This window comes from Methylotenera sp. 1P/1 (assembly GCF_000384355.1).
Taxonomy (GTDB): Bacteria; Pseudomonadota; Gammaproteobacteria; order Burkholderiales; family Methylophilaceae; genus Methylophilus.
Map to the genome: position 1 here is coordinate 1,433,304 of NZ_ARWC01000001.1, position 22,682 is coordinate 1,455,985.

Genomic DNA, 22,682 nt, shown 5'->3' on the forward strand with positions numbered 1-22,682 from the left:
TATCTGAATGGCATTAAGCTGCTTGCACGGGGATGGATTTTTTTTGCTCTACAATCCGATTTTGCGGATCGACATAGACAAGTTGCGGCGCATATTTTTCTAATTCAATTTCCGTGTAATGCGCATAGCTGGCAATGATGATGATATCTTTAGGATGTGCTTTATGTGCAGCCGCACCGTTCACAGAAACAATGCCGGAATGCCGGGCAGCGCGAATGGCATAGGTGCTAAAGCGCTCGCCATTGGTTACATTATAAATATTAATCTGTTCATATTCACAGATATTGGCTGCTTCCAATAAAGCCTCGTCAATCGCGCAACTGCCCTCATAATGCAACTCACTATGCGTGACATGCACTCGATGCAATTTGGATTTAAGCATGGTTCTTTGCATTGTGTTGACCTAACTTGGTTGCCTAACTCGGCGAAAGGGTTGCTATTATAATCATTTCAAGGGTTTAGCGCAAAATTCAATGTTATCAATCAAGCGTGTTTTACCTAATTTTGCGGCACCTAATACAACTAGTTGTGTATCTTGCGGCATAGCAGGTAATAAAGTCTGAGCAGACCGTATAGCCACATAGTCTACCTGCCACCCTTGCTGCGTCAACTGCTGCGTCGCTGCTTGCTCTAAGCTGACGTAATCATGCTGGCCCTGTAGGGCTTTCTCTTCCACTTCTTTTAAGGCACGAATCAATTGTGTGGCTTGCGTTTTCTCGGCAAAACTCAAATAGCCATTACGTGAGCTCATGGCCAAGTTACTTGACTCGCGCATGGTCTCACCCGCCACAATGGTCAACGGCAAATTGAATTGACGCACCAATGCTTGAATAATGTGCAACTGTTGAAAGTCTTTTTTACCAAACACCGCCACTTGCGGCTGTACCATATTAAATAGCTTCAACACCACAGTTGCTACTCCCATAAAATGCCCAGGGCGTGTTGCTCCGCACAAGACATTGGCGATAGGTGGCGGCTGTATGGTCATCGTTTGATGCAAATTGACGCCATCAAAATCCGGATAGACCTCACTCACCGTGGGCACAAACACATAATTGACGCCTAATTGCTGTAACTTCTCACAATCTGCCTCCAACGTGCGGGGATAATTGGCTAAGTCCTCATTCGCACCAAACTGCAACGGATTGACAAATATACTCACCACTACACAACTTGCATGTTGCTTGGCTAATGCAACCAAATGCAAATGTCCCGCATGTAAATTGCCCATGGTGGGCACAAATGCGATATCAGCATGCGCACTTAGCGCGTCTCGCAACGCTTGTACAGAATGAATCAATTGCATACGACTCACCTCTTAATAGCTATGTTGCGGCGCAGGAAATGTACCCGCTTTGACTGCATGTATATAAGCGCGCACCGCGCTTTGCACACTGCCGGTTTCGCTCAAAAAATTACGCACAAAGCGCGGCGCTTTAAATGCATCTGCAGGCTTATTAGCGGGCCCAGAGTAAATGCCTAACAAATCCTGCAGCACCAACACTTGGCCACTGCAATCCGCCCCTGCGCCAATGCCAATAGTTGGCGCGTTGATCGACTGTGTGATGGTTCTGGCCAATTGCGCTGGCACCATTTCCAACAAGACAAAACTCACGCCTGCATCACTCATCGCTTGCGCATCTTGCATGATGATATTTGCTGCTGATTCCGTTTTACCTTGAATTTTATAGCCACCCAATTGATTTACCGATTGCGGGGTGAAGCCAAGGTGCGCACACACCGATATGCCACGATCTATCAAGTACTTAGCCGTGTTTACCATTGCGCCACCCCCTTCAATTTTGACGATATGTGCACCGCTATTGATCAACTGTTGTGCATGTTGCAAGGCAAGCTCTTGGTCATGCTCATAAGTGCCATAAGGCATATCGGCCATGATGACTGTTTGCCTTGCACCAGCAGCCACGGTGCGGGTGTGGTAACACATGTCTTGCAGCGTTACTTGTAAGGTATCAGTCTGCCCATGCAAGACCATCCCCAATGAGTCGCCCACCAACAATATGTCTACCCCTTCAGACTCCATCAACTTGGCAAAGGTAGCATCGTAACAAGTCAGCATGGCAAGCTTATCGCCACGCTGTATTTTTTGTGAAATATCAGATAAAAGCATGCCCTATTTTACAACTAAACACTGCCGGTTTTTTTGATTGGTCAGTATTTTCATGGAAATGCCCATAAAAAAAGCAGCCTAACTTGGCTGCTTTAATCATAAACCTCAAGAGGTGCTGCGTTGTACCACAACGCCCCCTATTTAAATGTTTTCCGGCGACGTGTGATGCCAAAAATACCTAGTGCGGTGGCCATCAATGGTAAGGATGCTGGTACCGGTACTGCGCTCACGTTATCATGACCGCCCTCATTAGGCACATCAACACAATTCACAATCTCATTAATAAGTTGCTTTGTCTCTTCTGTGAAAATCACAAAATTCTGCTCAGGGATTGGTGTAGAAACGTTCTGTTCAGCTGCAGGTGGTGTCACGATATTAGCTGGTGGGGTCGACACAGGTGCAGGCGGCTTCAAGAATGTAATACTAGCCACTGTAATCTTACCTAAACTTCCAATGACGACCGCGTTAGCGCTTGTTGCAGTAATTAATAAAACAAATACGATTGATAGTTTTTTCATGTCACACCCCTTTAGTTGTTTATTAATATCATGGGTGCATCATAGATAACAATTTGCAACACTTCAATGACCCACATGGGCTGACCCATTTGGGCTAACGCTTTAAAAAAATACAAATAATCAAACACTTACTCAAAGTTAGGATTAAAGTATTCTCGACTGCCTTTGATCTGGCTGATACGTTTGACCAGCAATTCCAGTGCCGATTCATCTTTAATAATATTGAGCTTTTCATTGTTCACAATTAACAGGCGCGAAGCATCATAGGTGTGAAAAAACTCGCTATAGGCATCTGCCAAACGTTCTATGTATTCGCGTGGAATTTCTTGTTCATAACTGATATTGCGCTCTTGAATGCGGTCTGCCAACTCATCCACTGGCGTTTGTAAGTAAATCACTAAATCTGGCTTGGGCGATTTGAGCTGCAAATGGGTATAAATTTGATGATAGAGCGCATATTCTTCATCATCCAGATTCAAGCGCGCAAACAAAGGATCCTTCTCTAAAAAGAAGTCCGCAACTGTTGGCTTGGCAAACATATCACGCTGTGTCATGTCGGCAATTTGTCTGGAGCGCTGAAACAAAAAGAACAATTGCGTAGGTAGCGCATAACGTTGCGCATCCTGATAAAAGCGCGGTAAAAACGGATTAATCTCGGCTTTTTCGGTGAGCAGCTCTGCCGAAAATTTTTCTGACAGCATTTTAGCCAACGTTGTTTTGCCACTACCTATCGGCCCCTCTACTACAATGTAAGGGAATTGATTGAATATACTCATACTAAGCAGAAAGCCCTGATAAAGATTGAATGTCTGATTGCTGGTATTGTGTTGCCAATTCTACAACACTCTTTCCATTGGGTAAGATTAAATCCGGTGCAATTTCAGCCAATGGTAATAGTACAAAGCCACGCTCGTGCATTCTGGGGTGTGGCAAAATCAGCTCGGGCGTATGCATCGCTATTTGGTCATACAATAACAAATCTAAATCCAGCACGCGTGGCGCATTGGGAAATGGACGCTCGCGTCCAAAAGTGGCTTCCACAGCAAGCAATTGACGCAGTAATACAGTAGGCTCTAGCAAGGTATCTATCTTAGCCACTGCATTGATGAAATCCGGCTGATTGTCATACCCAACGGGTGCCGTTTTGTATAGGCTAGAGCGCAGTAGCAAACGCGTTGCTGGTAACTGTGCCAGTGCGTCAAATGCGCGGCTCACTTGCTTGACCGGGTCTTGCAGGTTGCTACCCAGTGCAATATATGCGATTGCCATGATTAATCGTGCGTAGGCTGTTGTGCGGCTGGCGAGCCAACTGTTTTCTTTTTAGGCCGTCTACGGCGTTTTTTAGGGCCGGTGTCCGGCAACAACATCGCCGTACGGGCTTCAGTGCTGGCATCGGCAAATGTCGTCCACCAAGCACCGATCTCTTCTGGCAACTCACCAGACTCGCACCTTAATAAGAGAAAATCATAAGCAGCACGGTAGCGCGGATGCGTCAGTAACGCATAGGGACGTTTACCAAAGCGCTGCTCAAAACGCGGCTGCATGCTCCAGATTTCTTTCATGGTTGCAGTAAAGCGATTATGGATTGCCATTTTCTCCGCTTGAAGATCAATGACTTCGCTCATCGCCAAATGCAAGGCCGGAATTGGCGGCTGCCCTTGTTGCTGATATACCTGCCAAGACGCTAGCACCTCATGCCACAGCAAGGTCGCAAATAAAAAACTGGGGTTAGACGATTTTCCGTTCAGAATACGGTCATCGGTATTTTTTAGTGCCAGCATCACAAAGCGCTCGCCCATCGGTTGCTCAAGTACCACATCTAACAGTGGCAGCAAGCCATGATGCAATTGCTGGACACGCAAGGCATTGATGCTCTCAATGGCGTGGCCAGATAAGAATAGTTTAAGCATTTCATCAAACAGCCGGCTCGGCGGCACATCTTGTAGCAGGTCGGCCATTTTACGGATAGGTGCTTCAGTCTTTGCCTCGATTTTCAAACCCAATTTGGCAGACAAGCGCACCGCACGCAACATGCGTACTGGGTCTTCTTGGTAGCGCGTGACCGGATCACCAATCATACGTAGCTGCTTGGCTTTCAAATCGGCAACGCCATTATGAAAATCCAAAACCTCGCGTCGTGCTGTGTCGTAATACAAAGCATTCGCTGTAAAATCACGACGCACAGCGTCTTCTTCAATTGTCCCAAAAATATTATCGCGAATAATCCGTCCGGAGTCCGAGGTTTGTGCATCTCCTTCGCTCAGGTGATGGCCGCGAAAAGTAGACACCTCAATAGTTTCATTTCCCCACATGACATGCACCAAGCGAAAACGCTTACCAATGATGCGCGAGCGCCTAAAAATCTTATACACCTCTTCGGGTGTAGCATTGGTCGCCACATCAAAGTCTTTGGGGGTGAAGTGCATCAGTAAATCACGTACCGCACCACCGACAATGTAGGCTTGAAAACCCGCTTTTTGCAGCCCTTCACATGTTTTGAGCGCGGCTGGACTAATCAGCGACTGATTGATTTTATGCGACTTCTCTGAGATGACATTCGCTGAGGTCACCGACCCTGGATCGGCCTGATTGATGACGATGGCCGCTTTCTCACGCTTGGAAAATACTTTTTGTAGGAATTTTTTAATCATTGATGGGTTGGGTTATTCCATAAAACATCAGGCACGCCGGCTTCCTGATTCAATTGACGACACAGGACAAACAGTAAATCGGATAATCGATTGATGTACTGTAGTGATACCGTTGTGAGCGTATCTTGCGCATTCAGCGTATGCATCGTGCGCTCGGCGCGACGGCATACCGTTCTAGCCAAATGGCAATAAGCCGCAGCACGGCTACCGCCCGGCAGAATAAATTCTTTCAACGGTGATAATGACTCATTCCAGTCATCCAAGGTATGTTCCAATGCCGTGACGCGCTCGGCCTTGACCATTGTATAGCCAGGCATGCACAACTCTCCGCCTAGGTTAAACAAATCATGCTGAATCTGCGTCAATGCTGTTTTAACTTGTAAAGACACAGGTTCGGTCAGCATCAGGCCAATCACGGCATTGAGCTCATCGACATCGCCCATGGCTTGCACACGCAAATGGTCTTTTGCAACGCGCGTGCCGTCGCCCAAGCCAGTGGTACCTGCATCGCCGGTACGGGTGTAAATTTTACTTAAACGATTTCCCATAAACCTGTTTGCACAATTGGTAAGCATACAATTGCTACCAATGCCCGCATGGATATGCGCCCTTTAATTCATCTATAATGCCAGTATTATAAAGGATGAACTCCTTCTTCATGTCTAAAAATAATACGATGTCTCAAAATCCGATTGGGGTGATGGATTCTGGCATAGGCGGCATTTCCGTGCTCAAGCATATACATGCGCAACTCCCGCATGAGGCACTGACCTATTTTGCGGACAGCCGCTATGCACCCTATGGCAACAGAAGCCCGCAAGAGATTCAGCAGCGTTGTTTTGCCACTGCAGATTTCCTCATCGCGCAACAAGTCAAAGCCATTGTAGTGGCATGTAACACAGCAACGGCCGCGGCCATCACTGAAATGCGCGCGCGTTACAGTTTACCGATTATCGGCATGGAGCCTGCTGTCAAACCTGCCGCAGCGGCCAGTCAAAATGGCATTGTGGGTGTACTGGCCACAGTGGGCACCCTCAAAAGCGCACAATTTGCGGCCTTATTGGAAAGTTATGGTCGTAACGTTAAAGTCGTCACGCAAGGCTGCGTAGGCCTAGTGGAGTGTATTGAACGTGGAGAGCTGCATGCCGCATATACACGCGATTTAATCCGACAATACACTGCTCCACTATTGGCGGAAGGCGCCGATACTATTGTCCTAGGCTGCACCCATTACCCATTTGTACGCACTGTGATTGAAGATATCGTCGGCAAACACGTCACACTCATTGATACTGGTGCAGCCGTGGCAAAACAGCTACACCACAAACTAACCGAGCAACAACTGCTTACAGACAGTAGCGACACGCCACACATTACGTTTTATACCAATAGCCAACAACCTGAGGCCGCTGCTGTCATTGAAACGCTATGGGGACAAGCCGCCCAAGTCCAATTGCTGCTTTAAGTGCTGGGCTGTTACCCCTGCGCGTTCAGCTAGCTCCTCTATCAATATGTCGAATGCGCGGATATCTAACTGCCGCAATTGATGTGCTAATACAGGCTGGTCTATTGGCAAAAACGATGCCCCACCCAGATCACTCAATACTACCCGCTTCTTACTCCACAAAATGTTATGTGCATAGACATCACCGTGCATCAATCCGCACTGGTGCAAGTGACAAAGTGCATCTGCCACGCCCTGCAAAATATGTAATGCTTGCGCCGGTGTTAACTGGCCACCTTGTGGATAGACATCTCGCGTACAACTATCAAAGCTCGGCGGATTGGCCAGTATGTGCAAATAAGGCTCCAGCAAAGGCATGACCAAACCAGAAGTTCCTTGCGGATGCTGATCTACCACGCCCTTCAAGCCAACCAAGTTTGGGTGCTCCCCTGCCAGCATATTGGCGTGCATTTCACACCTTGGTAGACCATCGCTAGTCACGCCGCCTTTGAATAATTTGACAGCCACGCACTGTGTAGATTGCGCAGTATCTTGCCATTGCGATTGATAAGTAACGCCAGAAGCGCCTTGGCCAAGCACAGATCCTAATTGCAGCGATGCCCAATCAATAGCACGTATTGGGCGCTGCGCCATGTGTGTACGTTCGGCTACATCCGAACATGGATTGCCTGCATACGCCAGCCATGTGAGCTTGGGTAAATTAAACAGCCAATCGGGTAAGGCTTCGAATCGATTGGCTGACAGTCTCAACAACTCTAAGGCATGACATTGCCGCATTGATTCCGGTAACACGCTGAGTTGATTGCCTGCCAACATCAGTTTTTGTAACTTGGCACACTCGCCCAAACTATCAGGCAAATGTTTCAGACGATTATCCGTGACGATAAACCAGCGCAAATGCTGAGTAGGAATGGCTGATGCCGGAATATGCTCGATTTGATTGGCTTTAAAGCCAATCATGCTGAGCTTGGCACACTGCCCCAACACCTCTGGCACATGGGTAAACTGGTTAGACGAGCAAAATAAAATGCGCAACTGCTTAAATCGCGTTAAATCATTGGGTAAATCCGTGAGATCGTTGCCTGTTAAATCGAGTATTTCCAGTGAGTCGGTGAGTGAGTACAGCGCTTGTGGAAAGCTGGTCAGCCCAGCATTGATTTTGATGTGCTTAGCCCCTTCCAACTTGCCCGCATTAAGCAGTGCAAGTGTGTCAAAGGACGAAGCTGTAGAATCTAGCAATGCAGTGTATCGGCTTAATGATGTGAAACCACTTCGCCTTCTTTGAGCTTGTATTTCGTTCCACAATAAGGGCAAGCGACATGGCCTGTTTTGGCTACATCTAAAAACACGCGCGGGTGCGATGCCCACAACGCCACTTCTTTGGTAGGGCAATGCAAAGGCAAATCTTTGGCCAAGATTTCAATCTCATTGTTTTCGAACTCTTTTACATCTGACATGGCGTCACTTTCTTAACAGTTTATTCTGTAATGATAACTTGAAAATTAACGCCCTGCATTGGCAATGCGGGGCTTATGCTGTTTCTGCGATAGCTTATATAGCAGCCACAACAACATGATGACGCCAATATATAAAGTGGATTGTAAAACGTTCCAATACGTATCTGCCAATGACGATGCGAAGTAGCCAAAATTCTGGCTAATCAATAAGTACATGACCCATATATAAGACACGGTCCATTGGCCAAGTGGCCGGTAGACCACAGACAAAGGTAAGATAATGGCTAGCAATAGAATTGCAATGCCATAGTGATGCTCCCAAGCAATAGGAGAGGCGATCGTCAGGCTCAACATCATAATCGACAGGTCAGTTGCATTGGGTTGACGCAGAAATTTCCAGAATAGCGCAACCGCCAACAGCAGCGCAGAGGTCAGCAAAGTGGTCAGATACACCCATGGGTGATAAGGTGGAAATGTATTGGAAAGCCACTCCAGATTGTTCCCATTCAACAATAACCGATGCATGATGCCATTGATGGATTGATTGGGATAAAAACTCTCGCCGTGTTGACTCAGAAAAGACAATACGGAGAAATAGTCTGTCCAGTTTTCAACGCCATATAGCGACACAGACACTAAAAAGATGATGGCTGACGAAATAGAAAACGTAATAAGGAAATGCCACTGCCTTCTGATGAAGGCCCATGGAATCAAAATAATCCATTGCGGCTTAAAGCTACAGCAAATGCTCAATAAAACACCTGCTGCCCCCAAACGCTTAGTCTGCCACGCCAATAAAGCCAGCCCTGCCAATAAGGTCATGAATGTTTGAACTTGGCCCAAGAAATAAGACCGTAATATAGGATAAAACATCGCCACAGTAGCAATCCCAGTCAGCAAAGCCAATACGCGCATCCAAACAGGTATTTGCTGCTGCGTCTCGCTAAAGAGTCGCGAAGTGGTGTGCCAAGCAGTGACCACGCTCTTATCAATCAGTTTGTAAAACACAATGCCCAATAACGGTAAACATAACCAACTGATGATGTTGGCGATGCCAACAATGGCCTCGTACGACAAGCCAAAAAAACGATGTGGTAGATCGAAAATGAGTAACGCGCTGGGGGGATATTGAAACTTAGTTTGGTCTTTTAAGATAAGCGCATCATAGATTGACTCACTTGGAAACGCATCCAGATGCGTGAGCGCCTTGACCATCACGCCCCAAGAATCTGCGCCTGCAATCGCATGCAGATATGTTGCAAAGTAGATGGTAGTTAACTCATTGCCATAACCAAACATGCGCTGCAAACCAATATTGATGACTACCGCACTTGCTACAAACATCAGCAACAATGCCAACGAGGTGCGCATCACTTCAACAAGACTTGAACTACTGTGGCTGTCTGCATTGAATATCATATGCAATGCAGATTTTGCAGAAAACCGCACTAACACTGCCACACCACACAGCACTAAGGCTAGTAACAATAACTGAACTTTAATATCCATTATTTTTTGTTGAGTGATGTGACACTAGAATGTTAAACCAAAGTGAGCCATCCCATGTGTTTCTCGGATTTACCTTTCACCACATCAAAGTACAGGCTTTGCAGTTTTTCTGTGATAGGGCCACGGGTGCCTTCGCCAATCGCACGATTGTCTAGCTCGCGAATCGGCGTCACTTCTGCAGCAGTACCTGTAAAAAACGCTTCATCTGCACTGTACACTTCATCACGCGTAATACGTTTCTCAATCACTTCCAGCCCTAATTCTTTGGCCAGTTGCACAATCGTGTCGCGTGTAATGCCTTCTAACGCACTGGTTAAATCCGGCGTAATCAGTTTACCGTTACGTACGATAAAGATATTTTCGCCAGAGCCCTCTGCAACAAAGCCGTCTACATCCAGCAACAACGCTTCTTGGTAGCCATCTTGCGCTGCCTCTTGGTGCGCCAAAATACTGTTCATGTAGTTACCATTGGCTTTGGCTTTACACATGGTGATATTGACGTGATGACGTGAGAAAGAGGAAGTCTTCACGCGAATGCCTTTGGTAATCGCCTCTTCACCCATATAAGCGCCCCAACTCCATGCCGCGACAATCACGTGCGTAGATAACGTTTTAGCAGAGATACCCATCGCCTCAGCGCCATAGAACGCCATTGGGCGCATGTAGGCAGATTCGAGCTTGTTATCCCGTACCGCCGCTTTTTGCGCTTCGATCAGCGTTGCTTTATCAAACGGCATTTTCATGCCTAAGATATGCGCACTGCGGAACAAGCGATCCGTATGCTCTTTTAAGCGAAAAATCGCAGGCCCTTTATCGGTTTTGTAGGCACGCACCCCCTCAAACACGCCCATGCCGTAATGCAATGTGTGCGTTAATACGTGAGTCGTTGCATCACGCCAGTTGACCATTTTGCCGTCATACCAAATTACGCCATCACGGTCTGCCATTGAGGTTGGTATTGCCATTTCGCTTGCCTTATCTTGTGAAAATTACAAAAGCAATATTGTAAACCAAAGCAGCGAATTTATTGCTTATGTTAGAATCAAAACCCTAGAATAAAGTCAAATCTTATTCGTAAGTGAGTGTAATTGTTACCAAAGGATACTTTTCATGCGTAAGTGGTTATTTTTAAGCCTATTTTTAATGCTGACTGCCTGTAATGCAGCCCCTAAAGCCGCCCATTTTATCGGCACCGATATTACAGGTGCAGAATTTGGTAAACCGCTCACATTAACAGATCATACCGGCAAGCTACGCGCCATGTCCGACTTCAAAGGCAAAGTGGTCATCATGTTCTTTGGTTATACGCACTGCCCGGATGTTTGCCCAACCACCATGAGTGATCTCCGCCAGACCATGAAGTTACTAGGTAAAGACGCGGATCAAGTACAAGTGCTATTCATTACCGTTGATCCGGAACGAGACACGCAAGAAGTACTGGCACAGTTTGTACCCTCGTTTGACAAGCGTTTTATCGGCTTGCGCGGCTCCCTGCAAGAAGTGTCCGAGAACATGGGCAGTTATAAAATCTTTGCTTCTAAGGTCGTCAGCAGCACCTCAAGCAACTACACGATTGACCACAGTGCTGGCTTATATGTGTTTGATAAAAAAGGCACAGCGCGCATCTACATGAGCTACGGGCAAAAGCCTGCCGATATTGCACATGATGTGAAACAATTGTTTTAACGAAATATTAAAGACGGTGTAGCTGCGGTGAAAAGCGCTTGAGCGCTTGTTCAACGATTGCATGTTCCGGAAACAGCTGCGTTAACACTGCGTAAAACTTGGCAGAATGATTCATCTCTTTCAAGTGCGCCAATTCGTGACAAACGACATGATTAATGATTTGCGGCGGTGCCTGTATTAGGCGCCAATTCAAACGAATTTGACCACGGCTATTGCAACTCCCCCAACGTGATTGAGCACTGGATAGCGCAATCGGCGGCGTGGGTACCCCCAACTTAGCAGAAAAAATTTCCACCCTGCGCGCAAAGTCCTCATAGGCCTGCTGTTGATACCAACGAATAATGCGTTTGGCGATGGCCTCTGTATTGCCAATGTCTTTGACCGTCAGCACTAGACGTTGCCCATCCAAACGGAGTATTGGCTTTGCACTGGTTTCCAGTAGCTGCAATTCAATGTCCTGCCCCAACAATAATAAGTGCTCACCATGCTGCCACTGCACTTTGTCTACTGCATTGACTTCGCGCAAGGCAAGTTTATTACTAATCCAAGCAGACTTTTCTAACAGGATTTGATTTAACTGGTGGGTCACCAAACGCTTGGGAGCGTGCACCACCAAACCTTGTTGCGTGATTTTCAAACCGACGGTACGTCGCGTACGATACTCTAGCAAATAGGCAATATGCTGACCGTTCGCAAGTGTGATGGTTTGCTCAATCAAAGCGATTGCATCTCCGCCTCAATCCAAGCTTCCACGCGCTGATTCACTTCATCTGGCTTCATGCCAGCCGTTTCAATCGGCGGCCCAATCACCACTTGAATCGTGCCTGGATATTTGATAAATGAATTTTTGCGCCAATAACGGCCAGCATTGTGTGCCACGGGCACTACTGTACTTTGCGTATGCGCAGCCAACCATGCGCCACCAACATGATACTTGGCGCGCTGGCCAGGCGCGGTGCGCGTCCCTTCCGGGAAAATCACTACCCACAAGCCTCTGGCCAAACGGTCTTTGCCATTGGCCACCAATTTTTTGAGCGCCTCGCGTCCGGCACTGCGGTCAATTGGAATCGCTGCCAGCGCCATAAAGGCCCAGCCTAAAAATGGAATCATCAATAGCTCACGCTTCATGACCCAAATCTGCGGCGGAAAAATGGTTTGCAAAGCAATGGTTTCCCAAGCAGATTGATGTTTGCAGAGAACGATAGAAGGATGATTTGGAATATGCTCACGCCCTTGTACAGACACACTCAAATTACAGGTGAGCTTAAGCCAATATACGGTGCAATAAGCCCAGCCGCTGGCAATGCGTGAACGTGTGACGTTGTTCAGCGGGACAAGTAAAATAGCAATAACAGAGAAAATGGGCGTGATGACAAGCAAGCCCAAATAGAACAGCAGTGATCGAAGCCTAAGTATCATTTAGTCAGCAATTATATGTTGTACGGCCTCTGCCAGGTCCGCTACCACAAGGGTATCCGATGGCAACTTTCCTTGAGCAAAAGTGTCTTCACCTTTGCCAGTGCGTACTAAAATAGGTTTGCAGCCAGCATGGCTAAACGCCTGTAAATCTCGCAGCGCATCCCCCACCCCATATACCTGATTTAGCTCAATAGAAAAACGCCTGCCGATTTCTTCCATCATGCCGGTTTTAGGTTTGCGACAATCGCACTGATCATCTGCCGCATGCGGGCAATAAAATAAAGCATCAATGCGTCCACCCATCTGTGCCAACGCGCGATGCATCTTATCGTGAATTGCATTCAGCGTGGCCATATCAAACAAGCCGCGCGCAATGCCCGATTGATTGGTTGCCACCACAACGCGATACCCTGCCTGATTCAGCGTCACAATCGCCTCTAAGCTGCCGGGGATAGGCACCCATTCGTTTGGACTTTTGATGAACGTGGCGCTATCTCGATTGATGACGCCATCCCTATCTAATATGACCAGTTTCAACAGTATGCTCGCAGAGTTTAACTTGCTAATTTGGATAAATCAGCCACACGGTTCATGGCTTGATGTAATTGGTTGAGTAACGCCAAACGGTTATTCCGTAAATCCACATTGTCCGCATTGACCATGACATTGTCAAAAAATGCATCTACAGGTGCTTTGAGTACAGCCAGTGCTTGAAGGGATGCTGTGTAATCGCCAGATTCAAATAGCTGATCGGCTTTCGGCTTCACTGCAGTTAACGCATCTGCAAGTGCTTTTTCTGCAGGTTCTTGCAGTAAGTTAGCATTCACTTCGGTCGTTAACTCACCTTCTACTTTTTTCAGAATATTGCCTACACGCTTATTGGCAGCGGCGAGCGCAGGGGCTTCGACTAAACTGGCGAAACTGCGCACCGCAGCAAGACGGGCGGGCACTTCACTAAGGAGCTCTGGTGTCAGTGACAATACCGCGTCTACTTCTTGCGAGCTGGAACCTTGCTCACGAAGATTATTAGCCAATCTATCAAAAATAAATTCTTTGATATTTTCTAGCGCACCTGGGGCCATTGCTCGCCCAACATATCCAGTAGCAACCATACGATCGCCTGAAGTTGCAGGTTTATTTGCTGCCTCTAGCTGAGACAGTTTTAAAGACCATTCTTTTTGGATTTGCTCACTACCGATAATTGAAATTGCCAATGTAGTTAAATCACTTAAGCTGACTTCCAGCTTACCATCAATCAACATACGAATAATACCTAATGCTTGGCGACGCAACGCAAATGGATCTTTATCACCCGTTGGCTTTTCACCTATGCTAAATAAGCCCACTAGCGTTTCAAGCTTATCGGCTAACGCGACAATCACACCCACTTGATGACGCGGCAAATCATCACCAGCAAAGCGTGGCTTATAGTGATCTTCAATCGCAAACGCAACATCATCATCCAAGCCTTCATGTTGCGCGTAATAGCGCCCCATAATGCCTTGCAATTCTGGAAATTCGCCCACCATATCTGTGAGCAAATCCACTTTAGATAAACGCGCTGCCTGTATCACTTTGGCCGTTAAACTTGGGTTGATTTGTTCAGCAATCGCTTTAGCAATGGCTACTACACGGGCATTGCGCTCGCCTTGGCTACCAAGTTTGTTGTGATACACCACTTTGGCCAGGCCATCGATACGACTTTCCAGCGTCTTTTTACGGTCTTGATCAAAGAAAAATTTAGCATCGGCCAAACGTGGGCGCACCACACGCTCATTCCCACCAATCACTTTGGATGGGTCTGCCGGTTTGATGTTAGAGACAATCAAAAATTTGTGCGTGAGTTTGCCGTTCGCATCTAGCAAGGGGAAGTATTTCTGATTGGCCTTCATGGTCAAAATCAGGCACTCTTGTGGCACTTCCAAAAACTCTTGCTCAAATTGGCCAAGCAACACATTTGGCAGCTCCACCAGCGCTGTCACTTCATCCAGCAATGCATCGTCGTCAATCGGCGTTAGATTTTCTTTTGCTGCGGCGGCAGTGAGTTGACGTACGATTTCCGCTTTACGCGCTCCGAAACTTGCAATCACAGCACCTTCATCGGCAAGTTGCTGCGCATAGCTATCCGCCGACTGAATGGTAATGGTCGCATTTTTTGCTTCAAATCGATGGCCTTGCGTGCTGTTGCCAGCTGATAGTCCAAGCACCGTTGCAGACACAATTTGTGTTCCGTGCAAGGCGACCAAGCCATGTGCAGGACGCACAAAATTGACACTTTCCCAGCCATCATTGATTTGGTAAGTCATGACTTTTGGAATTGGCAGTTTGGCTAAGGCTTCATCCAGTGCCTTTTGCAGTCCTTCTGCTAAGGTTGCACCCGCTTGCGTCGCATCTAAGAATAAAATATCGGCTTTGCCATCATTTTCTTTGCGCAGCTGAGCCACGGCAGATTCATCTGCCCCCAAGGCCTGTAGTTTCTTTACCAAGGCTGGCGTGACATTGCCATTGGCATCCAAACCAACACTAGCGGGCATCAGCTTTTGTGCCACTTGCTTATCTGCCGCTTTGGCAGCAACCGCTGTGACATGTGCAGCCAAACGGCGCGGAGTAGCAAAGTTGGTCACAACACTCTCGTCACTGACCAAGCCCTGTGCCTTCAGCGTTTCAAATAATACGCCAGCAAAAGACTCGCCTAATTTTTTGAGCGCCTTTGGCGGCAATTCTTCTACAAATAACTCTACTAATAAATTTTGCTTGCTCATTCTTCTCTCGTCATTCCCGCGCAGGCGGGAATCCAGTCAAGTCAGTTGTTGATATAAATCTTGCCAATCAGGATTGAATTGTTCAATCAATCTTAGCTTCCAAATTCTGTTCCATTTTTTCAGTGATTTCTCACGAGAGATGGCGGACTCCATTGTAGCGTGTGGTTCATACCACACCAAAAGATGTGTTTGATACTTCTGCGTAAATCCTTTAACGACTTCATTTTTATGTTCCCAAACTCGCTTGGAAAGATTGGACGTAACACCAATATACAAAGTCCCATTTTGTTTGCTTGCGAGTATGTACACACATGGTTGCATATCCATCTTGCCTAGATTCCCGCCTACGCGGGAATGACGGCTAGGCGGCTTTCTTATTTTGTTCTATTTGTGCTAACACTTCATCGGCCCACGCTTTGGGCGCCATGGGGAAACCCAAACGTGCACGGCTATCTAAATAACTGGCCGCCACACTACGCGCTAAATTACGAATACGCCCAATATACGCAGCGCGTTCTGTCACAGAAATCGCACCACGTGCATCTAGCAGATTAAACGTATGGGCGGCTTTGAGCACTTGCTCATACGCCGGCAATGCAAGCTTTTCTTCCATCAAATGCTTGGCTTGTTTTTCGTGCGCATTAAATGCGATCAACAGAAAATCGACATCGCTATGCTCAAAGTTATAAGCAGATTGCTCTTTTTCATTTTGCAAGAACACATCACCATATTTCACGCCGGGTGAGTAAGTGAGGTCGTATACATTTTCCACACCTTGCAAATACATGGCGAGACGCTCTAAGCCATAAGTGATTTCACCGGTAATAGGCTTACAGTTAATGCCGCCGACTTGCTGGAAGTACGTAAATTGCGTAACCTCCATCCCATTGAGCCACACTTCCCAGCCCAAGCCCCAAGCACCCAGCGTCGGGTTTTCCCAGTCATCCTCTACAAAGCGCACATCGTTTTGTTTTAAGTCAAAGCCCAATGCTTCTAACGAGCCCAAATACAGCTCCAAAATATTAGCTGGGGCTGGTTTAAGCACCACTTGAAATTGATAGTAATGTTGCAAACGATTTGGATTTTCGCCATAGCGGCCATCTTTAGGACGACGGCTTGGTTGCACATAGGCCGCTTTCCATGGCTCTGGGCCTAGTGCACGTAGAAATGTAGCAGTGTGGCTTGTGCCAGCGCCTACTTCCATATCGTAGGGTTGCAGCAAGGTACAGCCCTGTTTATCCCAATAGTCTTGTAGCGTTAATATAATTTGCTGAAAAGTCAGTGACATTTGTTCTTATTCCAAAAAATACGTTGTCAGCTTCGGCTTGTCGTACTTTAACCGTACTGCCTGTGCCTTGCCTCCTTGTCTTTTTTCTACAAAAACAAAGTTTAAAGCAGGCGTAAAAATGATGATTGCTAAAACCTCGATTTTACTTGGTTTTACGCCATAAAACAAAAGCAATTACACCAACACTGAATAGAATAAATGGCCAGTTTCCCCATGCAATATAGGGCGTGGTACCTTGGTAGCCCTGCGCATTTCCTTCCAATATCACCTGTGTATCGTGCGGTGCATGCGCTAGCACTACACCATGCTGGTCAATGATTGCTGTCGCGCCAGTGTTGGTGGCTCTGAGCATCATGCGCCCGGTTTCAATGGCGCGCGCCTGGCTAAATTGCATATGCTGTTCCGCAGCAAATGATTGCCCATACCATGCATCGTTACTCATGTTGACCAGCAAGGTGGCTGCTGGCAATTGCCGAATAATTTCTTCACCAAATACATCTTCGTAGCAAATATTCACGGCAACATGCTGATTAACCAACTGCATGGGCACTTGATTACCTCCGCGCGATAAATCACTCAACGGAATATTCAACCAATCGCGATAGATCCAGCCGAAGATTGCTTTGAACGGAATAAATTCACCAAACGGCACCAAATGGCTTTTAGAGTACGCCTGCATTGGCGCAGTACCAAAACTAATAGCACTATTAAAGTAACTTTCATTCGTAGCATCGTATTGCACCAAGCCCACGAGCACATCACCCTGATTTTGTTTACCATGCGCACGCAAGCGCTCTACTGTTGACGCATCCAGTTGCTGCGCAATCACTGGCAAAGCGGTTTCTGGCAATACAATCAGCTGTACTTTGCTTTGCTCTACCATCTCCAGATATTGGCGAATGGTCTGGCCAGCCACATCGGGCGACCACTTGATGGACTGACTAATATTGCCTTGCAGCAATGCCACACTTAGGGGCTTGCCAATTGGCTTGGTCCATTCCACCGCCTTGAGTAAAAAACCTGAAACAACAAGCACGACAATACAAGCAATCGCATTACGCTTCCAAATACTGCTCTGCTGCGGTTGCGCAAACCAATAAGCCACTATCGCAGCCATCAATGTAGTCAATGTAGAAGCTGCATACACGCCGAATATAGGCATGAATCCAACCAAAGGGCTATGCGGCACTTGGCTATAGCCCATGGTCAACCAAGGGAATCCTGTGAATATCCAGCTACGTACCCAGTCTGACACGCCCCATAGCACAGGCGCACTCAACCATAGATAGCCGATGCGCTTGCTTACATAGCCGACCATTGCAGGAAACAAGGCCATAAATGCACACAGGCAAAACGTACAAAACCCTGCGAACCACCAAGGCATACCGCCAAATTCATGCAGGCTGATATAAATCCAATAAATGCCAAACCCATACAGACCTAAACCAAAGCTTAGCCCTAACTTAAAAGCTTGCTTGGGTTGCTCAGATGTTTGCCATAAGTAAAACAGCACACCCAAACCAAGTAGCGGCGCAACAAATAGTCCGTAAGGCGCAAAGCCAAACACAGTCAGCGCGCCTGCAAGCAACGCCCAGATATTTTGTTTAAGACAGGCTGTTTTAAGCATATTGATGATTGAGTAACGAATTAAAACCCTCGGATTGTAACGCCTGCGCGCGCACTTCATGTACAAAAGTGGCAGCAAAAATGAATAATCACGAAGTTGATTGACACAAGAATTGCCAGCGGACTATATTAAACGGGTAGTTTAATGGTTACTAATTAATAATTGATACGAGGAGGGTTTACATCGTGAGCATGATGTCAGAGTTTAAGGAGTTTGCATTAAAAGGTAATGTCATGGACTTAGCCGTGGGTGTGATTATCGGCGCAGCCTTTGGTAAGATTGTGGATTCGCTAGTAGGCGACATCATCATGCCCGTAGTCAGCACATTGGTTGGAGGCTTGGATTTTAGCAATATGTACATTCCATTGAATGGCCAAGAAGCTGGTCTGGCCTTAATCGAAGCCAAAAAAGCCGGTGCTGTATTGGCTTACGGTAACTTTATTACAATCGCACTTAACTTTATCATCTTAGCGTTTATCATTTTCCAAATGGTACGCATCATGAATAAACTGAAAAAAGCAGAACCTGCCGCCGCACCAGCACCAACGCCAGAAGATGTAGTGTTGTTGCGTGAGATTCGCGACTCACTTAAAAAATAAGCCTGGATACGCAAAGGTTGAATAAAAAAGGCGCTTAAGGCGCCTTTTTTAACATTACTCATCCAAGCTTACATTAGCTTATTTATTCTAGAGCTTACATTTCCGGTTTAACTTCCGGCACTTCATATTTTTGCCCTGCGGGCACTTGCTCGCTACCATCATTATTTAGAAACACTACTACATTCACTTGGTCGTCAATAAAATCCAGCTCGGTTGTTTGATAATATTCGCCATCGGCCGCTGTGTTGATGTAATGATAATGCCATATAGACGCCACCACTCGGCCAGAATCTTTGAGTTTCACATCTTCCGCTTTTGCCGGTTCACCAAGCAACTCTACAATTTTGGCTTTGTTTAATTTGCCAATGGCATTCACAAACGCCTTCTCTTCTGTCGGCAACTCACCAGCCAGCGGCTCGGTTTTAATTTCGCCCGCATTTACATGCCATGCACTCAATGCAATACTTAATACACCTGCGGTTTGCCAAATTTTCATGACACTCTCCTATCAATGACATTATGAGAAGCGAATTTAAAATTAGTTCAACAGTATATTGCGCGCAAACAAAAGCTCGTGCTGTTATGTGTTTTCTATCGGATACGGCTCTTCCGGCAACACTTCCACCAAAATAGAATGTAAGCGCCTACTATCCGCTCTAACCACTGTGACTCTGATGTTATCAATATTGATGGCATCTCCACGTTTAGGCAAATGCCCAAATCGATTCACCACCAAACCACCAATTGTAGAGAACTCTTCATCACTAAATTGCGTACCTACCGCTTCGTTAAAATCCGTAATTTCCGTTAGCGCTTTTACCCGGTACTGCCCATCCGCATGATGAATGATATTGTCTTCGTCTTCATCGTAATCGTATTCATCTTCAATATCGCCGACAATTTGTTCCAGCACGTCTTCAATGGTGACCATTCCTGCCACACCACCGTACTCGTCGACCACAATCGCAATATGATTACGATTACTACGAAACTCTTTCAACAACACATTCAAGCGCTTAGATTCTGGAATAAATACTGCTGGACGCAACATATCGCGCACATCAAAATCTTCACCCGCGTAATACCTTAGTAAATCTTTAGCAAGGAGTATGCCAATCACATCGTTTTTATTGTCCTCAATTACGGGAAAACGTGAGTGTGCAGTTTCAATCACATGCGGAATAAATGTTTCTGGCGGATGGGTAATATCAATCACATCCATTTGCGAACGCGGGATCATAATGTCACGTACTTGCATCTCGCTGACTTGCAGCACACCCTCAATCATCGCGAGAGAGTCGCTATCCATCAGGTGATTTTCGTAAGCGCTATGCAGTAGCTCTACTAACTGCTCGCGGTCTTCTGGTTCGCGTAGTAAAAAGTGGCTTAAACGTTCTAATAAGCTAGGTTTATGTTGGGGTTTTTCCGACTCACTGGCCATGCTAAATGCGGGTTAGGCATCCTGTGTAAAGAGATAGGGATTAGAATACCCTAATTTTTGTAAAATTGTTACCTCAAGCGCCTCCATGAGCTCCGCTTGCGGCTCAGTTTCGTGGTCATATCCGTGCAAGTGCAATATGCCATGCACCGTTAAGTGTGCATAATGCGCTTCTAGGGATTTATTTTGTGCATGCGCTTCTGATTCGACTACCGGCGCACAAATAATAATATCGCCCATCAGATGGGGCTCTTCTGTCAGTGGAAACGTCAGTACATTTGTAGCGTAATCCTTGCCGCGATAAGCACTATTTAAGGCACGCCCTTCTTCTGCATCGACAATGCGAATGGCAACTTCTGTTTCCACACGCACCGCAGCACGCACCCAACGCTTAAGTTGCTGCTTAGTGGGTAAATGGGGCATATGCGTGGCATATTGCACAGAAAGAGAAATAGCTGTCATAACAAGATAGCGCACATAAAATTGAATTGCCTCCATTATAAAGACTATTTCTGTGTGCTCAAATCAAGCATTTACTCAGTCAATTCAATGCAAATACTTCATGTTCTTTTGTTGTAAAGGCATAATGCACATTCGATACCAAGTGGTTAGCAGATGATTAAGGAATTGTCATGACAGAAAAAATCAAAATAACAGACTATTTTTCAGCACACATCAATGGTGAGCACCGCACCGCACTCACAGCCATACTCAACGATGTCATCACTGCATGTAAAAAAATAGCGATTGCGATTGATAGTGGCGCACTAGAAGGCACTATGCACAACCTAAGCTCTGAAAACGTACAGGGTGAAGTACAAAAAGCGCTGGATGTGATTACCAATGAGATTTTTATTGAATCCGCGCAAACCAGTGGCTATGTCGTCGGCATGGCCTCCGAGGAAATGGAAGAAATCATTCAACTTGATGAAGACGTCTCGCCTAACGGCCAGTATTTATTGCTGTTTGATCCTTTGGATGGCTCTTCCAACGTCAATGTGAACATCTCTGTCGGCACAATTTTTTCTATTCTAAAAAGCCCAGGCGCAATGCCTGTACTGGCAGATTTTCTGCAACCCGGCACGCAACAAATCTGTGCTGGTTATGCCTTATATGGCACTTCCACCATGCTGGTACTCACTATTGGTAACGGCGTGCATGGCTTTACACTGGACAACGAGTTGGGTGAGTTTTACCTGACCCATGCCAACATGCAAGTGCCTGCGGATACGCAAGAGTTTGCGATCAATATGTCCAACTACCGGTTTTGGCAAGCGCCGATACAACGTTACATTGATGAGTGCTTACAAGGCGAGGAAGGCGACCGCGAAAAAGATTTCAATATGCGCTGGGTTGCTTCAATGGTGGCGGAAATCCATCGCATCTTAGTGCGTGGCGGTGTGTTTATGTACCCGATGGACAGTAAAATCAAAAAACAAGGCGGTAAGCTGCGCCTGCTGTACGAAGCCAACCCCATGAGTTTTATTATGGAGCAAGCAGGCGGTTTATCTACCACCGGACATATGCGTATTTTAGAGTTGGTGCCAAGTGCATTGCATCAGCGTGTTCCGGTCATCATGGGTAGCAAGCATGAAGTTGAGCGCATCGCAACCTATCACGGCAAAACCAAGCGCTAGACTGCTTTACTCAATAACGGCCCAAAGTAGACGTTCGTATCTTAACTTCATTATTGTTACTTGACTTAGTTGCGCCCCTACTTGCTATTAATTATTATATGGACAGAATAATAGCCAAGCCTAAGGCTTAAAAATAAAAACAAGGGGTAATAAATGTACGAAACAATCACTACAAAAAAACTATCTACTGGTTCCATTTTCAAGTTAATCGCCATCGGCTCGCTTTGCTCAATTGTTCCACTAAGTATATTTATGGGTGTTTTCGCTCTTTTTGGAGCAAATTCGATTACATGGAATGAAAAACCAATTACAGGCATCGCAGGACTAGTGGCGTCTCCTTTTATTGGTTTGCTTATATCACTAGTTTTTACGGCAGCATTCGGCATTTTTGTTGCTATTGGTCTCTGGGTATATTCAAAATTCCGCTCTATTCAAATTGAGCTAAAAGATGTGATTCGCGGTGGCTAAAAACGCAACCTATCACTCAAACGAGGC

General features: G+C 46.3%; 27 protein-coding genes. 5 read left to right on the forward strand and 22 right to left on the reverse strand.

Annotated features, from left to right (window positions below; all coding sequences use genetic code 11):
• Window positions 1–13 precede the first annotated feature (13 nt).
• From panD to A3Q3_RS0106780, 8 genes are all read right to left on the reverse strand, one after another.
• On the reverse strand, window positions 14–394 hold the full coding sequence (gene panD / locus A3Q3_RS0106735) for an aspartate 1-decarboxylase (protein WP_020182815.1): 381 nt from the start codon (window positions 392–394) through the stop codon (window positions 14–16).
• A gap of 51 nt (window positions 395–445) precedes the next feature.
• Window positions 446–1,306, reverse strand: coding sequence for a pantoate--beta-alanine ligase (panC, locus tag A3Q3_RS0106740; protein WP_020182816.1), 861 nt, complete (start codon window positions 1,304–1,306; stop codon window positions 446–448).
• 12 nt (window positions 1,307–1,318) lie between these two features.
• Complete coding sequence (panB, locus tag A3Q3_RS0106745; protein WP_020182817.1) at window positions 1,319–2,131, reverse strand: 3-methyl-2-oxobutanoate hydroxymethyltransferase; 813 nt, start codon at window positions 2,129–2,131, stop codon at window positions 1,319–1,321.
• Between the two features lie 137 nt (window positions 2,132–2,268).
• Entirely contained in the window at window positions 2,269–2,649 is a 381-nt protein-coding gene (locus tag A3Q3_RS14525; protein WP_020182819.1) for a VPLPA-CTERM sorting domain-containing protein, read from the reverse strand.
• Between the two features lie 128 nt (window positions 2,650–2,777).
• Complete coding sequence (locus A3Q3_RS0106765) at window positions 2,778–3,425, reverse strand: deoxynucleoside kinase (protein ID WP_020182821.1); 648 nt, start codon at window positions 3,423–3,425, stop codon at window positions 2,778–2,780.
• Between the two features lies 1 nt (window position 3,426).
• Window positions 3,427–3,918 carry a 2-amino-4-hydroxy-6-hydroxymethyldihydropteridine diphosphokinase gene (gene folK, locus A3Q3_RS0106770; protein ID WP_020182822.1) on the reverse strand — a complete coding sequence of 164 codons (492 nt, stop codon included), beginning with the start codon at window positions 3,916–3,918 and terminating at the stop codon, window positions 3,427–3,429.
• A gap of 2 nt (window positions 3,919–3,920) precedes the next feature.
• On the reverse strand, window positions 3,921–5,300 hold the full coding sequence (pcnB, locus tag A3Q3_RS0106775; protein WP_020182823.1) for a polynucleotide adenylyltransferase PcnB: 1,380 nt from the start codon (window positions 5,298–5,300) through the stop codon (window positions 3,921–3,923).
• Window positions 5,297–5,848 carry a cob(I)yrinic acid a,c-diamide adenosyltransferase gene (locus A3Q3_RS0106780; RefSeq protein WP_020182824.1) on the reverse strand — a complete coding sequence of 184 codons (552 nt, stop codon included), beginning with the start codon at window positions 5,846–5,848 and terminating at the stop codon, window positions 5,297–5,299. Before A3Q3_RS0106780 ends, pcnB begins: the two co-directional genes overlap by 4 nt.
• Window positions 5,849–5,958: 110 nt before the next feature.
• Here A3Q3_RS0106780 and murI point away from each other — a divergent pair, with 110 nt between their 5' ends.
• Complete coding sequence (murI, locus tag A3Q3_RS0106785) at window positions 5,959–6,765, forward strand: glutamate racemase (RefSeq protein ID WP_020182825.1); 807 nt, start codon at window positions 5,959–5,961, stop codon at window positions 6,763–6,765.
• Here the strand turns inward: murI and A3Q3_RS0106790 are convergent.
• From A3Q3_RS0106790 to A3Q3_RS0106805, 4 genes are read right to left on the reverse strand one after another with little or no spacing between them, the layout of a single operon-like run.
• Window positions 6,727–8,004: a leucine-rich repeat-containing protein kinase family protein gene (locus tag A3Q3_RS0106790; RefSeq protein ID WP_020182826.1), complete on the reverse strand. Its 1,278-nt coding sequence runs from the start codon at window positions 8,002–8,004 to the stop codon at window positions 6,727–6,729. The two genes, murI and A3Q3_RS0106790, sit on opposite strands and share 39 nt — an antisense overlap.
• Before the next feature lie 14 nt (window positions 8,005–8,018).
• Window positions 8,019–8,222 carry a zinc-finger domain-containing protein gene (locus tag A3Q3_RS0106795; protein WP_020182827.1) on the reverse strand — a complete coding sequence of 68 codons (204 nt, stop codon included), beginning with the start codon at window positions 8,220–8,222 and terminating at the stop codon, window positions 8,019–8,021.
• Window positions 8,223–8,267: 45 nt separating this feature from the next.
• Window positions 8,268–9,731 (reverse strand): glycosyltransferase family 87 protein, encoded by a 1,464-nt coding sequence (locus tag A3Q3_RS0106800; protein ID WP_020182828.1) that lies wholly within the window; start codon window positions 9,729–9,731, stop codon window positions 8,268–8,270.
• Between the two features lie 32 nt (window positions 9,732–9,763).
• Window positions 9,764–10,678 carry a branched-chain amino acid transaminase gene (locus A3Q3_RS0106805; protein WP_020182829.1) on the reverse strand — a complete coding sequence of 305 codons (915 nt, stop codon included), beginning with the start codon at window positions 10,676–10,678 and terminating at the stop codon, window positions 9,764–9,766.
• Between the two features lie 163 nt (window positions 10,679–10,841).
• On the opposite strand from A3Q3_RS0106805, the gene A3Q3_RS0106810 reads away from it, so the two are divergent.
• Complete coding sequence (locus A3Q3_RS0106810; protein WP_020182830.1) at window positions 10,842–11,417, forward strand: SCO family protein; 576 nt, start codon at window positions 10,842–10,844, stop codon at window positions 11,415–11,417.
• A 7-nt stretch (window positions 11,418–11,424) separates the two neighbouring features.
• On the opposite strand, the gene A3Q3_RS0106815 is transcribed toward A3Q3_RS0106810, so the two are convergent.
• From A3Q3_RS0106815 to lnt, 7 genes are all read right to left on the reverse strand, one after another.
• Window positions 11,425–12,135, reverse strand: coding sequence for a M48 family metallopeptidase (locus A3Q3_RS0106815; RefSeq protein WP_020182831.1), 711 nt, complete (start codon window positions 12,133–12,135; stop codon window positions 11,425–11,427).
• The gene (locus tag A3Q3_RS0106820) at window positions 12,132–12,836 is read right to left on the reverse strand and encodes a lysophospholipid acyltransferase family protein (protein ID WP_081623269.1); all 705 of its coding nucleotides are present in this window, start codon (window positions 12,834–12,836) and stop codon (window positions 12,132–12,134) included. The genes A3Q3_RS0106815 and A3Q3_RS0106820 overlap by 4 nt, the downstream gene beginning before the upstream one ends.
• The gene (gene gmhB, locus A3Q3_RS0106825) at window positions 12,837–13,373 is read right to left on the reverse strand and encodes a D-glycero-beta-D-manno-heptose 1,7-bisphosphate 7-phosphatase (protein ID WP_020182833.1); all 537 of its coding nucleotides are present in this window, start codon (window positions 13,371–13,373) and stop codon (window positions 12,837–12,839) included.
• A gap of 17 nt (window positions 13,374–13,390) precedes the next feature.
• On the reverse strand, window positions 13,391–15,598 hold the full coding sequence (gene glyS / locus A3Q3_RS0106830; RefSeq protein WP_020182834.1) for a glycine--tRNA ligase subunit beta: 2,208 nt from the start codon (window positions 15,596–15,598) through the stop codon (window positions 13,391–13,393).
• A 36-nt stretch (window positions 15,599–15,634) separates the two neighbouring features.
• Window positions 15,635–15,925 carry a GIY-YIG nuclease family protein gene (locus A3Q3_RS0106835; RefSeq protein WP_020182835.1) on the reverse strand — a complete coding sequence of 97 codons (291 nt, stop codon included), beginning with the start codon at window positions 15,923–15,925 and terminating at the stop codon, window positions 15,635–15,637.
• Between the two features lie 34 nt (window positions 15,926–15,959).
• Window positions 15,960–16,886, reverse strand: a complete 927-nt coding sequence (gene glyQ, locus A3Q3_RS0106840; RefSeq protein WP_020182836.1) for a glycine--tRNA ligase subunit alpha — start codon at window positions 16,884–16,886, stop codon at window positions 15,960–15,962.
• Between the two features lie 142 nt (window positions 16,887–17,028).
• Entirely contained in the window at window positions 17,029–18,513 is a 1,485-nt protein-coding gene (lnt, locus tag A3Q3_RS0106845; RefSeq protein WP_020182837.1) for an apolipoprotein N-acyltransferase, read from the reverse strand.
• A gap of 185 nt (window positions 18,514–18,698) precedes the next feature.
• On the opposite strand from lnt, the gene mscL reads away from it, so the two are divergent.
• Complete coding sequence (gene mscL / locus A3Q3_RS0106850; protein ID WP_025224888.1) at window positions 18,699–19,112, forward strand: large conductance mechanosensitive channel protein MscL; 414 nt, start codon at window positions 18,699–18,701, stop codon at window positions 19,110–19,112.
• A 94-nt stretch (window positions 19,113–19,206) separates the two neighbouring features.
• On the opposite strand, the gene A3Q3_RS0106855 is transcribed toward mscL, so the two are convergent.
• The 3 genes from A3Q3_RS0106855 to ybeY all read right to left on the reverse strand — a co-directional run bounded on the left by A3Q3_RS0106855 (window position 19,207) and on the right by ybeY (window position 21,012).
• A complete protein-coding gene (locus tag A3Q3_RS0106855; protein WP_020182839.1) occupies window positions 19,207–19,608 on the reverse strand; it encodes a hypothetical protein in 402 nt (133 codons plus the stop codon).
• 84 nt (window positions 19,609–19,692) lie between these two features.
• On the reverse strand, window positions 19,693–20,553 hold the full coding sequence (locus A3Q3_RS0106860; RefSeq protein WP_020182840.1) for an HlyC/CorC family transporter: 861 nt from the start codon (window positions 20,551–20,553) through the stop codon (window positions 19,693–19,695).
• Window positions 20,554–20,565: 12 nt separating this feature from the next.
• Entirely contained in the window at window positions 20,566–21,012 is a 447-nt protein-coding gene (gene ybeY, locus A3Q3_RS0106865) for an rRNA maturation RNase YbeY (protein WP_026361809.1), read from the reverse strand.
• Between the two features lie 170 nt (window positions 21,013–21,182).
• Between ybeY and A3Q3_RS0106870 the strand changes: the two genes are divergently transcribed.
• Together A3Q3_RS0106870 and A3Q3_RS0106875 are read left to right on the forward strand one after the other, a co-directional pair.
• Window positions 21,183–22,187 (forward strand): class 1 fructose-bisphosphatase, encoded by a 1,005-nt coding sequence (locus tag A3Q3_RS0106870; RefSeq protein ID WP_020182842.1) that lies wholly within the window; start codon window positions 21,183–21,185, stop codon window positions 22,185–22,187.
• A gap of 153 nt (window positions 22,188–22,340) precedes the next feature.
• Complete coding sequence (locus A3Q3_RS0106875; RefSeq protein ID WP_020182843.1) at window positions 22,341–22,655, forward strand: hypothetical protein; 315 nt, start codon at window positions 22,341–22,343, stop codon at window positions 22,653–22,655.
• The last annotated feature ends 27 nt before the right edge of the window (window positions 22,656–22,682 follow it).

Coding starts and splice junctions, on each gene's coding strand:
- A3Q3_RS0106805 (WP_020182829.1), bottom strand. CDS start 10,678: ATGGCAGACCGTGATGGCGTAATTTGGTATGACGGCAAAATGGTCAAC.
- A3Q3_RS0106795 (WP_020182827.1), bottom strand. CDS start 8,222: ATGTCAGATGTAAAAGAGTTCGAAAACAATGAGATTGAAATCTTGGCC.
- A3Q3_RS0106765 (WP_020182821.1), bottom strand. CDS start 3,425: ATGAGTATATTCAATCAATTCCCTTACATTGTAGTAGAGGGGCCGATA.
- A3Q3_RS0106810 (WP_020182830.1), top strand. CDS start 10,842: ATGCGTAAGTGGTTATTTTTAAGCCTATTTTTAATGCTGACTGCCTGT.
- A3Q3_RS0106860 (WP_020182840.1), bottom strand. CDS start 20,553: ATGGCCAGTGAGTCGGAAAAACCCCAACATAAACCTAGCTTATTAGAA.
- A3Q3_RS0106820 (WP_081623269.1), bottom strand. CDS start 12,836: ATGATACTTAGGCTTCGATCACTGCTGTTCTATTTGGGCTTGCTTGTC.
- panD (WP_020182815.1), bottom strand. CDS start 394: ATGCAAAGAACCATGCTTAAATCCAAATTGCATCGAGTGCATGTCACG.
- A3Q3_RS0106800 (WP_020182828.1), bottom strand. CDS start 9,731: ATGGATATTAAAGTTCAGTTATTGTTACTAGCCTTAGTGCTGTGTGGT.
- A3Q3_RS0106870 (WP_020182842.1), top strand. CDS start 21,183: ATGACAGAAAAAATCAAAATAACAGACTATTTTTCAGCACACATCAAT.
- murI (WP_020182825.1), top strand. CDS start 5,959: ATGTCTAAAAATAATACGATGTCTCAAAATCCGATTGGGGTGATGGAT.
- panC (WP_020182816.1), bottom strand. CDS start 1,306: ATGCAATTGATTCATTCTGTACAAGCGTTGCGAGACGCGCTAAGTGCG.
- lnt (WP_020182837.1), bottom strand. CDS start 18,513: ATGCTTAAAACAGCCTGTCTTAAACAAAATATCTGGGCGTTGCTTGCA.
- A3Q3_RS0106780 (WP_020182824.1), bottom strand. CDS start 5,848: ATGGGAAATCGTTTAAGTAAAATTTACACCCGTACCGGCGATGCAGGT.
- panB (WP_020182817.1), bottom strand. CDS start 2,131: ATGCTTTTATCTGATATTTCACAAAAAATACAGCGTGGCGATAAGCTT.
- A3Q3_RS14525 (WP_020182819.1), bottom strand. CDS start 2,649: ATGAAAAAACTATCAATCGTATTTGTTTTATTAATTACTGCAACAAGC.
- ybeY (WP_026361809.1), bottom strand. CDS start 21,012: ATGACAGCTATTTCTCTTTCTGTGCAATATGCCACGCATATGCCCCAT.
- A3Q3_RS0106875 (WP_020182843.1), top strand. CDS start 22,341: ATGTACGAAACAATCACTACAAAAAAACTATCTACTGGTTCCATTTTC.
- glyQ (WP_020182836.1), bottom strand. CDS start 16,886: ATGTCACTGACTTTTCAGCAAATTATATTAACGCTACAAGACTATTGG.
- A3Q3_RS0106855 (WP_020182839.1), bottom strand. CDS start 19,608: ATGAAAATTTGGCAAACCGCAGGTGTATTAAGTATTGCATTGAGTGCA.
- folK (WP_020182822.1), bottom strand. CDS start 3,918: ATGGCAATCGCATATATTGCACTGGGTAGCAACCTGCAAGACCCGGTC.
- A3Q3_RS0106835 (WP_020182835.1), bottom strand. CDS start 15,925: ATGGATATGCAACCATGTGTGTACATACTCGCAAGCAAACAAAATGGG.
- pcnB (WP_020182823.1), bottom strand. CDS start 5,300: ATGATTAAAAAATTCCTACAAAAAGTATTTTCCAAGCGTGAGAAAGCG.
- glyS (WP_020182834.1), bottom strand. CDS start 15,598: ATGAGCAAGCAAAATTTATTAGTAGAGTTATTTGTAGAAGAATTGCCG.